Below are 11699 nucleotides of genomic sequence, written 5' to 3'. Positions count from 1 at the left end.
GCCGGGATGCAGATATCGCACCGCTGCAGACCGTCGCTGGGGCACGGGACATCGCAGCCCGCGCTGCACGCGTCGCCGCCACGGCGGATAATCGCGGCCATTCCCCGCTGCCAGGAGTCCGCACATGATCCGCGACATCATCCGCATGGGCGACCCGCGTCTGTTGCGCCAGGCGCCGCCGGTCACCGATTTCGACAGCGCGCAACTGCATGCGCTGGTGGCCGACATGTTCGAGACCATGGACGCCGCGCGCGGCGTCGGCCTGGCCGCGCCGCAGATCGCGGTAGACCTGCAACTGATGGTGTTCGGCTTCGAGCGCAGCGCGCGCTACCCGGACGCGCCACCGGTGCCGCGCACCGCGCTTGCCAACGTGGAGATCGAACCGCTGTCCGACGAACTGGAGGACGGCTGGGAGGGCTGCCTGTCCATTCCCGGGCTGCGCGCGGTGATTCCGCGCTACCGGCACATCCGCTACCGCGGCGTGCTGCCGGACGGCACCCCGCTGCAGCGGGACGCAGAAGGTTTCCACGCCCGCGTGGTGCAGCACGAGCACGATCACCTGATCGGCCGCCTGTATCCCTCGCGCATCCGCGACTTCGACAGGTTCGGTTTCGAGGACGTGCTGTCGTACGAGCTGTAGCGCCGGGATCGAAGTGCGTTTCGTAGGAGCGGCTTTAGCCGCGACCGGGCGTTACCGGTAATGCCCGGTCGCGGCTAAAGCCGCTCCTACGACCGCGCTGATAGCAGCCAACGCCCAAAACGCACACGGCCCGCGCGAGGCGGGCCGTGGCGGGTGTTGCGAAAAACACGCTGCGGCTTACTTCAGCGCCTTGAAACGCAGGCGCTTGGGGCCGGCGTCGTCGCCGAGGCGGCGCTTCTTGTCTTCCTCGTACTCGCGGTAGTTGCCCTGGAAGAACTCCACGTGCGAGTCGCCCTCGAAGGCGAGGATGTGGGTGGCGATGCGGTCCAGGAACCAGCGATCGTGCGAGATCACGAAGGTGTTGCCCGGGAACTCCAGCAGCGCGTCTTCCAGCGCGCGCAGGGTTTCGATGTCCAGGTCGTTGGACGGTTCGTCGAGCAGCAGCACGTTGCCGCCCTGCAGCAGGGTCTTGGCCATGTGCAGGCGGCCGCGCTCGCCACCGGATAGCGAACCGACCATCTTCTGCTGGTCCTGGCCCTTGAAGTTGAAGCGGCCGATATAGGCGCGCGACTGGATCTCCACACCGTTGATGTTGAGGATGTCCAGGCCGCCGGCGATTTCCTGGAAGACGTTGTGGTTGCCTTCCAGCTTGTCGCGGCTCTGGTCCACGTACGACAGCTGCACGGTCGGGCCGACCACGATCTCGCCCGAATCCGGCTTCTCCTGCCCGGTGATCATCTTGAACAGGGTCGACTTGCCGGCGCCGTTGGGGCCGATGATGCCGACGATGGCGCCCGGCGGGATGATCATCGACAGGTTGTCGATCAGCAGGCGGTCGCCGAACTTCTTGGAGACGTTCTTGAACTCCATCACCGAGTTGCCCAGGCGCTCGCCCGGCGGGATGAAGATTTCGTTGGTCTCGTTGCGCTTCTGGTAGTCCACCGACTGCAGCTCGTCCAGGCGCGCCAGACGCGCCTTGCCCTTGGAGCGGCCGCCCTTGGCGTTCTGCCGGGCCCACTCCAGTTCCTTCTGGATCGCCTTCTGCCGCGCCTTCTCCTGGTTCTCTTCCTGCTTCAGGCGCTCGTCCTTCTGCATCAGCCACTCGGTGTAGTTGCCCTTCCACGGAATGCCGCGGCCGCGGTCCAGTTCCAGGATCCACTCGGCGGCGTTGTCGAGGAAGTAGCGATCATGGGTGACCGCGACCACGGTGCCGGTGTAGCGCGCCAGGAACTGCTCCAGCCACTCCACCGATTCGGCATCGAGGTGGTTGGTCGGTTCGTCGAGCAGCAGCATGTCCGGCTTCTGCAGCAGCAGCCGGCACAGCGCCACGCGGCGCTTCTCGCCGCCGGACAGGTTGGCGATCTTGGCGTCCCACGGCGGCAGCCGCAGCGCGTCGGCGGCCACGTCGAGCTGGTTCTCCAGGGTATGCGCGTCGCCGGCGGCCAGGATCGCCTCCAGGCGCTCCTGTTCCTTGGCCAGCGCGTCGAAATCGGCGCCTTCCTCGGCATAGGCGGCGTACACCGCTTCCAGCGCGGCCTGCGCCTGCAGCACTTCGCCCACGCCTTCCTCGACCGACTCGCGCACGGTCTTGTTCGGGTCCAGCTCCGGCTCCTGCGCCAGGTAGCCGACCTTGGTGCCGGGCTGCGGGCGCGCCTCGCCTTCGAAATCGGTATCCACGCCAGCCATGATCTTCAGCACGGTGGACTTGCCGGCGCCGTTGAGGCCGAGCAGGCCGATCTTGGCGCCGGGGAAGAACGACAGCGAGATGTCCTTGATGATCTGGCGCTTGGGCGGCACGGTCTTGCTGACCCGGTTCATGGTGTAGATGTATTGCGACATGGCGGCTCCAAAGGCGCAGGGCGCCCGCCGGCCGGCGGCCGGAGGGCGTCGAAAGGGATGGCGGATTATAGCCGGACGGCCGCCGGCATTCGTTGCCGCGCGGTCGCGGCGGCAGACGCGCGGGCGGTGCCGCGCGGCCTACTCGGCGATCGGCGGCAGCACCGCAGCGCTCGCCGTGGACGAGGCCCCTGCGCGGCGCTGTCGGCGCAGATAGAGCAGCGCGCAGATCACCAGCAGCAGCATCGCCAGCCACTCGCTGGTCAGCGCCGCCTGCATCGCGGCCAGGCGGCCGCCGCCGCGGGCGTGGGCGTATATCGCGCCCAGCGCCGCCGGGCCCAGGCCCATGGCCGCCTGCAGGATGGTGGAGAGCATGGCGCTGCCCGCGCCGGCATGCGCGGTGGGGACCTGCGACAAGCCGATGCGATAGAAGCTGGCCACGATCCAGGCCTGGCCGGCGCCGATCAGCGCGGTCGCCGGGGCCAGGTTGCCCACGCCCGGATGCGGCCACACGGCGTGCAGCGTCCAGGCCAGCCCCAGCAGGCCTAGCATCTGCACCAGGCAGCCCAGCAGCAGCGTCGGCACCGGGCCGCAGCGCGCCGCCACGCGGGCGCTGACCAGCGCGGAGGCGAAGTAGGCCACGCCCATCACCAGGAAGGCATTGCCGGAGTGCAGCGGCGACAGGCCGGCGCCGGTCTGCAGGGTCAGCGCCAGCACGAACATGAAACCGCTCCAGCAGGTGAAGAACACCCCGCCTACCAGCAGCGCGAAGCGCACGCTGGGCAGCCGCAGCAAGGCCGGCGGCAGCAACGGCGTCCGCCCACGGCGTTCCTGCCACAGTTCGACCCGGGTCAGCGCCGCCAGCAGCGGCAGGCAGGCGGCCAGCACGGCCAGGCATGCCGGCGGCCAGTGCAGGGCAGGGCCCAGCGCCAGCGGCAGCAGCAGGCAGGCCAGGAACAGCCCCAGCAGCCCGGCGCCGGCCAGGTCGGGCGGCATCCGCTGCGCCGCGCGGGTCTCCGGCACGGCGCGGAGGGACGACAGCGCCAGCAGGCAGAACGGCAGGTTGATCAGGAACACGCTGCGCCAGCCGGAGCCGGCGATGTTCGCGCTGACCAGCGAGCCGCCCAGCACCTGGCCGATGACGAAGGCGATGCCGCCCAGCGAGCCGTACAGCGCCAGTGCCCGCGCGTGCGCCTTGCCGTGCAGGCTGACGTGGATGGTGGCCAGGATCTGCGGCACCGCCAGCGCCGCGCCCAGGCCCTGCAGGATGCGGCCGGCCAGCAGGGCCGGGACCGAGCCGGCCACCCCGCACAGCAACGAGGCCAGGCCGAACAGCAGCACGCCGGCACCGAACACGCGGCGCCGCCCGAGGTTGTCGCCGAGCCGGCCGCCCGCCGCCAGGCCCACCGCGAAGGCGACGCCGTAGACGGCCACGATCAGCTCCAGCTGGGTCGCCGACGCGTGCAGCGTGTGGGCGATCGAGCCGAGTGCGACATTGAGGATGGAGAAATCGATCAGCGGCAGCATCTGCCCGATCAGCAGGATGCCGAGGCCGCGGTGGCTCAGGGTGGGGGCGGTGGCGGGCATGGCGGGGGAGGGCGTGGTCATGGCGCGCAGTATGGTGAGTCGATAAACTGGTACAAGGACTCATTTATCCTGGTACTGGCGCTGCCTCCCTGGTGTCCCGGACGGTCGCGTGGGGCGCCGTCTCCGGCGGCGTGGCAGACACGCGTGCGCCACCTGTCGACGCGTCGTCGTTGGGCACTGGCGGACAGCAAAAAGCGGAGAAGACGATGCAACTGGACCTCGCGCATTCCACCTCCAAGCCGGAGCGGGCGGCCGCGCCTGCTGCGTCGGGCCCGGCCCTGGCCAGCGAGCGCGCCCGGGCGCTGGGCGCCTTCCTGCGCGCGCGCCGCGAAAGCCTGGACCCCGCCCGCCTGGCGCTGCCGCGCGGCGGCAGGCGCCGTACCCCCGGCCTGCGCCGCGAGGAAGTGGCCTTGCTCGCCGATGTCGGCGTGACCTGGTACACCTGGCTGGAACAGGGGCGCCCGGTCCGCGCCTCGGCGCGCGTGCTGACCGCCATCGCCCGCGCCCTGCAGTGTTCGGAGGTCGAAACCGCGCACGTGCTGGCGCTGGCCGGCGTGGGCGGCACGACCGCCCTGGCGCCGCCGCCGTGCCAACGCCTGACCGGCACCGCGCGTATGCTGCTGGACCAGCTCGGCCCGTGGCCGGCGATGCTGCAGACCCCGCGCTTCGACATCCTCGGCGCCAACCCGGCCTTCGAGCGGCTGATGGGCGTGACCCTGGCCGACCTGGCGGACGCCGACCGCAACTGCGTCTATCAGGCCTTCACCAACCCGCGCTGGCGCGACGCGCTGCTCGATCGGCAGGAGGTGCTGCAGCACATGGTGGCGTTGCTGCGCGCGGCGATGGCCGAACACCTGGGCGAGCCGGAATGGGAAGCGCTGCTGGCGCGCTACCGCGCGGCCTCGCCCGAATTCGACGCGTTGTGGCGGCAGCGGCGCGAGGTGCGCGGCGTGGAGAACCAGCTCAAGCGCTTCCGCCATCCGCAGGAAGGCGAACTGCGCCTGCAGCAGGTCAACTGGTGGTCGGCGCCGCGCAACGGCAACCGCCTGGTGGTCTATTTGCCAGCCGATGACACGGCGCAGGCGGCGCTGTTGCGCCTGCACGCGCAGGCCGGAAATGCCGCTGGATGAACGCTTTCCTAGCCCGATCCGTGAAGCTGAATACGTAACCGATTCCAGCAGGAGACGGTTCAGACGAAAACGGCCTAAATGCAACCGCCACACCACGTGACGGAGTTGCCATGAACATGAAACGCATTGCCACAATCGCCCTCTCGTCCGCGCTGGCGCTGGGTTTCATGGCGCCATCCGCATTCGCCTGGGGTCCGGGCGGTCCGGGTCCCGGCCCTGGCTGGGGCCCGCCGGGTCCTCCGGGACCGCCGCCCCCGCCGCCGGGGCCGGGTCCGCGCGACCATGGCTGGTACGACCGCGGCTACCGCGACGCCGATCGCGAGCGCTACTGGCGCGACCGTGAGCGCGACCGCCGCGACGCCCGTCGCGCCTACGACCGCGGCTACCGCGACGGCTATCGCAACGGCCCCGACGTCGTCTACTACCGCCCGGGTCCGCCGCGCTGGGCGCGCGGCCAACGCTACTACGGCCCGAACTACGTGGTCTACGACTACGACCGCTACCAGGTCCGGCGCCCGCCATATGGCTATCGCTGGGTGCGCGACGACACCGGCAACCTGCTGCTGGTCGCCATCGCCACCGGCATCATCGCCGACCTGGTGCTCAGCGGCCGCTGAGCCCTGCTGCGGCATCGCCAGACGGCCTCCTTCGGGAGGCCGTCTGCGTTTTGGTTCGCCCTCGGCCGCGCGCGGGGCTTAAACTAGTCGTCTGCCTTCTGTCCATGCCCCCGGAGACCCGATGTTCCCGCGCGACGCCCGCATCGAAACCTACGACCCCGACCTGGCCCGCGCCATCGCCGCCGAAGCCGGCCGCCAGGAAGACCACGTCGAGCTGATCGCCAGCGAGAACTACTGCAGCCCGCTGGTCATGGAAGCGCAGGGCAGCCAGCTGACCAACAAGTACGCCGAAGGCTACCCGGGCAAGCGCTACTACGGCGGTTGCGAATTCGTCGACGTCGCCGAGCAGCTGGCCATCGACCGGGTCAAGCAACTGTTCGGTGCCGACTACGCCAACGTGCAGCCGCACAGCGGCTCGCAGGCCAACCAGGCGGTGTACTTCGCGCTGCTGCAGCCGGGCGACACCATCCTCGGCATGTCGCTGGCGCACGGCGGCCACCTGACCCACGGCGCCAAGGTCAACGCCTCCGGCAAGCTGTTCAACGCCGTGCAGTACGGCGTCAACGACCAGGGCCTGATCGACTATGACGAAGTCGAGCGGCTGGCCGTGGAGCACAAGCCGAAGATGGTGGTGGCGGGCTTCTCCGCCTACTCGCAGGTGATCGACTGGGCGCGCTTCCGCGCCATCGCCGACAAGGTCGGTGCCTACTTCTTCGTGGACATGGCGCACGTGGCCGGCCTGGTCGCCGCCGGCGTCTATCCGACCCCGCTGCCGCACGCGCACGTGGTCACCTCCACCACCCACAAGACCCTGCGCGGCCCGCGTGGCGGCATCATCGTCGCCAGTGCCGCCGGCGCCGGCGACAAGCTCGAGGACCTGTCCAAGAAGCTGCAGTCGATCGTCTTCCCCGGCATCCAGGGCGGCCCGCTGATGCACGTGATCGCGGCCAAGGCGGTGGCGTTCAAGGAAGCGCTGGAGCCGGAATTCACCAGCTACCAGCAGCAGGTGGTGAAGAACGCGCAGGCCATGGCCAAGACCCTGATCGCGCGCGGCTACAAGATCGTCTCCGGCGGCACCGAGAACCACCTGATGCTGGTGGACATGATCGGCCGCGACGTCTCCGGCAAGGACGCGGAAGCGGCGCTGGGCAAGGCCCACATCACCGTCAACAAGAACTCGGTGCCCAACGACCCGCGCTCGCCGTTCGTGACCTCGGGCCTGCGCCTGGGCACCCCGGCGATCACCACCCGCGGCTACCAGGAACAGGACTGCGTCGACCTGGCCAACTGGATCGCCGACGTGCTCGACGCCCCTGCCGACGACACGGTGCTGGCGCGCGTGCGCGACGCGGTGACCGCGCAGTGCCGCAAGTATCCGGTGTATGGCTGAGCGGCGGGGATTGGGGAGTCGGGATTCGGGATGGGGCGTAAGCTCCTGTCCTGAGGCGCGCGCCTTTTCCAATCCCCAATCCCCAATCCCCAATCCCAGCCCCTGATGCACTGCCCCTTCTGCCAGCACACCGATACCCGGGTGATCGATTCGCGCGTGTCCGAGGACGGCGCGACGATCCGCCGGCGTCGCGAGTGCGAGGCCTGCGGCGAGCGCTTCAGCACGCTGGAGACGATCGAACTCAAGCTGCCGACGGTGATCAAGAGCGACGGCGGGCGCGAGGCGTTCGATGCGCGCAAGCTGCGCACAAGCTTCGACCGCGCGCTGCAGAAGCGGCCGGTGGCCGAGGAGCAGATCGAAGCGGCGGTGCGCGCGGTGGTGCACCAGTTGCGCATGTCCGGCGAGCGCGAACTGCCCTCGATCCGGGTCGGCGAGTACGTGATGGCCGAGCTGCGCAAGCTCGACCACGTCGGCTACGTGCGCTTCGCTTCGGTGTACCGCAGCTTCCAGGACGTGGCCGATTTCCGCGAGGAGATCGAAAAGCTTGAGCGCGAATTGCCGGTGGGCAGCGAGCAGTTGCCGCTGCTGGACCTGGTGCGCGCGGCCAAGCCGGGCGACAAGACCGGCAAGCGCTGAGCGCATGCGCATCGTCTGTCTGGCCGAGGCGGCGCAGCACATCCCCGCGCTGGCGCGGGAGCATCTGCAGGCGTTCGGCCCGCTGCTGCCGGAGTGGAACGTGGTGGAGGCCGAGGCCGACCTGCGCAGCCATCGCGACGACCGCCGCATCCCCACCAGCTGGATCGCCCTGGACGGCGAGGACTGGCTGGGATCGGTGAGCCTGCTGCAGAACGACGACGCGCGCATCCGCCAGTTTTCGCCGTGGCTGGCGACGCTGTACGTGCGGCCGCAGGCACGCGGTGCCGGCGTCGGCGCCGCCCTGGTCGCGCACTGCGTGCAGGCTGCCGCGCGCTTCGGCGTGCAGTGGCTGTACCTGTACTGCGAACCGGTGCTGGTGCCGTTCTACGAGCGCCTGGGCTGGCAGCGCCATGCCGACCTGCCGCTGGGGTTGCTGCAGATCGTGGTGATGCGCCGCGACGTCAGCGCTGCCACCGCATCCGCATGAGCGCCGACGCCGTCCCCGGCTTCTCCGCCGACGACCATCGCTGGATGGCGCAGGCCCTGCGCCTGGCCGAGCGCGGCGCCTACACCACGCGGCCCAACCCGATGGTCGGCTGCGTGATCGTGCGCGACGGCGCAGTGGTCGGCGAGGGCTTCCACCAGCGCGCCGGCGGACCGCATGCGGAGGTGTTCGCGCTGCGCGCCGCCGGCGAGCATGCGCGCGGCGCCACGGCCTACGTGACCCTGGAACCGTGCGCGCACTACGGCCGCACCCCGCCGTGCGCGCTGGCGCTGATCGAGGCCGGGGTGACGCGGGTGGTGGCGGCGATGGCCGATCCGTTCCCGCAGGTCAACGGCGGCGGCTTCGCGCTGCTGCGAGAGGCCGGCATCGCGGTGCAGGCGGGCCTGATGGACACGCAGGCACGCGCGCTCAATCGCGGTTTCCTGTCGCGGGTCGAGCGCGGCCGGCCGTGGTTGCGGATCAAGCTCGGCGCCAGCCTGGACGGGCGCACCGCGCTCGCTAGCGGCGAGTCGAAATGGATCACCGGCGCGGCGGCGCGCCAGGACGTGCAGCACTGGCGCGCCCGCGCCGGCGCCATCCTCACCGGCGCCGGGACCGTGCTGGCCGACGATCCGGCGCTGACCGTGCGCCTGGACGCGGCGATCGAGGTGGCCCCGCCGCTGCGCGTGGTGCTGGACGCATCGCTGCGCAGCCTGGCGCAGGCCAAGGTCCGCGACGGCAGCGCGCCGACCCTGTACCTGCATGCGCCGGACTGCGTGCCACCGGCGCTGGATCACGCGACATTCGCCACCGTGCCGCTGCACGACGGCCGCTGCGACCTGCACGCGGCGCTGCGCCTGCTCGGCGAGCGCGGCATCAACGAGGTCCAGGTCGAGGCCGGGGCGACGCTGAGCGGCGCACTGCTGCGCGCCGGCCTGGTCGACGAGGTGCTGGTGTACATGGCGCCGCTCCTATTGGGCGATACCGCGCGTCCGCTGCTGGCCGGGCTCGGCATCGAGACCATGGCGCAGCGCGTACCGCTGCAGTTGCAGGACGTGCGCCAGCTCGGCGACGACCTGCGCCTGCTGCTGCTGCTGCCGGCGGCCGCCGCCAGCGCGGGAGCGGCCTCGCCCTGAGCATCGCCGGTGATGCGCGCCGCCGCGCGCAAGGTTGCCGTGTGCGCCGCGACGCTTTGTCCCACCGGTGGCGCGCTGTACCGGGCGGCCGCTGCGGCCGCGCCTGCTAGAATGCCCAGGCCGGTTCGCCGGCGACCACAAACGTCTTCAGGGCGGGGTGCGATTCCCCACCGGCGGTAGGTGCGTTCGCGCACGAGCCCGCGAGCGCTTCCCGGCGCAGGCGCGACGCGCCGAATCGGGAAGGTCAGCAGATCCGGTGCGATGCCGGAGCCGACGGTATAGTCCGGATGAAAGAAGACGGCCTTCGCGCAGCCTTGCGGCTGTGCACGTGCCTGTTTGCCTTGTGGCGTTTTTCGCTCACCCCATTGCGAGAAACGTAGCTATGTTCACCGGAATCATCGAAGGCGTCGGCCATCTCGCCGCACGCCAGCCGCAGGGCGGCGATCTCCGCTTCACCTTCGCCACCGGCAGCCTGCCGTTCGCCGACGTGCGCCTAGGCGAGAGCATCGCGGTCAACGGCGTGTGCCTGACCGTGGTCGCCTTCGACGCGGCCTCGTTCCAGGCCGACGCCTCCACCGAGACCCTGGCGCTGACCACGCTCGGCCGCCTGGCCGAGGGCGCGATCCTGAACCTGGAGCGGGCGATGCGCCCCAGCGACCGCCTCGGCGGGCACCTGGTCAGCGGCCACGTCGACGGGCTCGGTGAGGTGTTGTCGATCCACGACGACGCGCGCGCGCAGCGCTGGCGCTTCGCCGCACCGGCGGCGCTGCTGCGCTACATCGCCAAGAAGGGTTCGATCTGCGTGGACGGGGTCAGCCTCACCGTCAACGAGGTCGACGTGGAGGGCTTCGAGGTCGCGCTGATCCCGCACACCGTGGCGCACACCGCGTTCGCGCAGACCGCCGTCGGCGCGGCGGTGAACCTGGAGATCGACCTGGTCGCGCGCTACGTCGAACGCCTGCTGCAGGGCCGCCAGGACTGATCCTGGCCGCGTCCGGCCTTCTGCCTATCCGCCACGCTGCGCCGCTGCCTGCGGCGCGCGCGGCACCTTCCGTCTTTCCGCGAGTCCCCGCATGTCGCCTTCCGTTACCCCGAGCCTGAATTTCGCCTCCGTCCCCGAGCTGCTGGAAGAACTCCGCGCCGGCCGCATGGTGGTCATCGTCGACGACGAGGACCGCGAGAACGAGGGCGACCTGATCATGGCCGCCGAGCTGGTCAAGCCCTCGGACATCAATTTCATGGTCACCCACGCGCGCGGCCTGGTGTGCCTGTCGCTGACCCGCGAGCGCTGCGCGCAGCTGGGCCTGGCGCCGATGGTCCAGCGCAACACCGCGCAGTTCCATACCAACTTCACCGTCAGCATCGAGGCCGCCGAGGGCGTCACCACCGGCATCTCCGCCTACGACCGCGCCCACACCGTGCGCACCGCGGTCAAGCCGGACGCCAAGCCGCACGACCTCAGCCAGCCCGGCCACATCTTCCCGCTGATCGCCCAGCCGGGCGGGGTGCTGACCCGCGCCGGCCACACCGAGGCCGCCAGCGACCTGCCGATGCTGGCGGGGCTGGAGCCGGCCGGCGTGCTGGTGGAAGTGCTCAATCCCGACGGCAGCATGGCGCGGCGTCCGCAACTGGAGGCGTTCGCCCGCACCCACGGCCTGAAGATGGGCTCGATCGCCGATCTGATCGCCTACCGTCTGGCCACCGAGCACACCGTCGAACGCATCGACGAGCGGCCGATCGAGACCGAGTTCGGCGGCTTCACCCTGGTCACCTACCGCGACCGTATCGCCCACGACCTGCACTTCGCGCTGGTCCGCGGCACCCCGGATGCCGACACGCCGACCCTGGTGCGGGTGCAGGTGGAGAACCCGCTGGCCGACCTGCTGCACTGGCGCCGCGACGATTTCGGCGTGGCCGCCAGCGATGCGCTGCGCGCGATCGCCGCCGCCGAGCGCGGGGTGATGGTGGTGCTGTCGGCGCCGCGCGACAGCGACGCCTTGCTGGCGCGGCTGCGCGCGCAGCCGGAGGCGGCGCACGGCAAGGACGTGGGCCAGTGGCGGCGCAACGGCGCCGGCAGCCAGATCCTGGCCGACCTGGGCCTGGGCAAGCTGCGCGTGCTCGGCACGCCGCGCCGGCAGATCGGGTTGGCCGGGTTCGGGCTGGAGGTGGTGGAGCATGTAGAGGTGGGGCAGGGAGTGGGGAATCGGGATTCGGGATTGGGCAAAGCGTGATCCCGGCGCCGG

At 70.7% G+C, this 11699-nt stretch carries 11 protein-coding genes and 1 riboswitch; of the genes, 9 read left to right on the top strand and 2 right to left on the bottom strand.

The features are described from left to right. The first annotated feature begins 124 nt into the window (after nt 1-124). Entirely contained in the window at nt 125-640 is a 516-nt protein-coding gene (locus AC1PMG_RS18100; RefSeq protein WP_342073041.1) for a peptide deformylase, read from the top strand. Nucleotides 641-817: 177 nt separating this feature from the next. Here AC1PMG_RS18100 and ettA read toward each other — a convergent pair whose 3' ends face one another. Together ettA and AC1PMG_RS18090 are read right to left on the bottom strand one after the other, a co-directional pair. Beyond that, nucleotides 818-2479 carry an energy-dependent translational throttle protein EttA gene (ettA, locus tag AC1PMG_RS18095; protein WP_342073042.1) on the bottom strand — a complete coding sequence of 554 codons (1662 nt, stop codon included), beginning with the start codon at nt 2477-2479 and terminating at the stop codon, nt 818-820. Nucleotides 2480-2617: 138 nt separating this feature from the next. Next, entirely contained in the window at nt 2618-4084 is a 1467-nt protein-coding gene (locus tag AC1PMG_RS18090; protein ID WP_481109756.1) for an MFS transporter, read from the bottom strand. Between the two features lie 185 nt (nt 4085-4269). Between AC1PMG_RS18090 and AC1PMG_RS18085 the strand changes: the two genes are divergently transcribed. From AC1PMG_RS18085 to ribB, 8 genes are all read left to right on the top strand, one after another. Next, nucleotides 4270-5193 carry a helix-turn-helix transcriptional regulator gene (locus AC1PMG_RS18085; RefSeq protein WP_481109755.1) on the top strand — a complete coding sequence of 308 codons (924 nt, stop codon included), beginning with the start codon at nt 4270-4272 and terminating at the stop codon, nt 5191-5193. Nucleotides 5194-5303: 110 nt separating this feature from the next. Then, on the top strand, nt 5304-5810 hold the full coding sequence (locus AC1PMG_RS18080) for an RcnB family protein (protein ID WP_295909234.1): 507 nt from the start codon (nt 5304-5306) through the stop codon (nt 5808-5810). A 121-nt stretch (nt 5811-5931) separates the two neighbouring features. Beyond that, entirely contained in the window at nt 5932-7200 is a 1269-nt protein-coding gene (gene glyA / locus AC1PMG_RS18075) for a serine hydroxymethyltransferase (RefSeq protein WP_153751571.1), read from the top strand. 105 nt (nt 7201-7305) lie between these two features. Beyond that, on the top strand, nt 7306-7836 hold the full coding sequence (nrdR, locus tag AC1PMG_RS18070; protein ID WP_010340907.1) for a transcriptional regulator NrdR: 531 nt from the start codon (nt 7306-7308) through the stop codon (nt 7834-7836). A gap of 4 nt (nt 7837-7840) precedes the next feature. After that, nucleotides 7841-8323, top strand: coding sequence for a GNAT family N-acetyltransferase (locus AC1PMG_RS18065; protein ID WP_481109754.1), 483 nt, complete (start codon nt 7841-7843; stop codon nt 8321-8323). Continuing rightward, complete coding sequence (ribD, locus tag AC1PMG_RS18060) at nt 8320-9456, top strand: bifunctional diaminohydroxyphosphoribosylaminopyrimidine deaminase/5-amino-6-(5-phosphoribosylamino)uracil reductase RibD (protein ID WP_481109753.1); 1137 nt, start codon at nt 8320-8322, stop codon at nt 9454-9456. The genes AC1PMG_RS18065 and ribD overlap by 4 nt, the downstream gene beginning before the upstream one ends. 139 nt (nt 9457-9595) lie before the next feature. Continuing rightward, nucleotides 9596-9759: riboswitch (FMN riboswitch) on the top strand. Nucleotides 9760-9838: 79 nt separating this feature from the next. Next, a complete protein-coding gene (locus tag AC1PMG_RS18055) occupies nt 9839-10438 on the top strand; it encodes a riboflavin synthase (RefSeq protein ID WP_481109752.1) in 600 nt (199 codons plus the stop codon). A 115-nt stretch (nt 10439-10553) separates the two neighbouring features. Then, nucleotides 10554-11687: a 3,4-dihydroxy-2-butanone-4-phosphate synthase gene (ribB, locus tag AC1PMG_RS18050; RefSeq protein ID WP_342073136.1), complete on the top strand. Its 1134-nt coding sequence runs from the start codon at nt 10554-10556 to the stop codon at nt 11685-11687. The last annotated feature ends 12 nt before the right edge of the window (nt 11688-11699 follow it).

Source organism: Xanthomonas sp. NCPPB 2250 (assembly GCF_056725265.1).
This window is presented reverse-complemented; position numbering and strand designations above follow the sequence as displayed.

Coding starts and splice junctions, on each gene's coding strand:
- AC1PMG_RS18065 (WP_481109754.1), top strand. CDS start 7,841: ATGCGCATCGTCTGTCTGGCCGAGGCGGCGCAGCACATCCCCGCGCTG.
- nrdR (WP_010340907.1), top strand. CDS start 7,306: ATGCACTGCCCCTTCTGCCAGCACACCGATACCCGGGTGATCGATTCG.
- AC1PMG_RS18090 (WP_481109756.1), bottom strand. CDS start 4,084: ATGACCACGCCCTCCCCCGCCATGCCCGCCACCGCCCCCACCCTGAGC.
- AC1PMG_RS18080 (WP_295909234.1), top strand. CDS start 5,304: ATGAACATGAAACGCATTGCCACAATCGCCCTCTCGTCCGCGCTGGCG.
- glyA (WP_153751571.1), top strand. CDS start 5,932: ATGTTCCCGCGCGACGCCCGCATCGAAACCTACGACCCCGACCTGGCC.
- ettA (WP_342073042.1), bottom strand. CDS start 2,479: ATGTCGCAATACATCTACACCATGAACCGGGTCAGCAAGACCGTGCCG.
- AC1PMG_RS18055 (WP_481109752.1), top strand. CDS start 9,839: ATGTTCACCGGAATCATCGAAGGCGTCGGCCATCTCGCCGCACGCCAG.
- AC1PMG_RS18085 (WP_481109755.1), top strand. CDS start 4,270: ATGCAACTGGACCTCGCGCATTCCACCTCCAAGCCGGAGCGGGCGGCC.
- ribD (WP_481109753.1), top strand. CDS start 8,320: ATGAGCGCCGACGCCGTCCCCGGCTTCTCCGCCGACGACCATCGCTGG.
- AC1PMG_RS18100 (WP_342073041.1), top strand. CDS start 125: ATGATCCGCGACATCATCCGCATGGGCGACCCGCGTCTGTTGCGCCAG.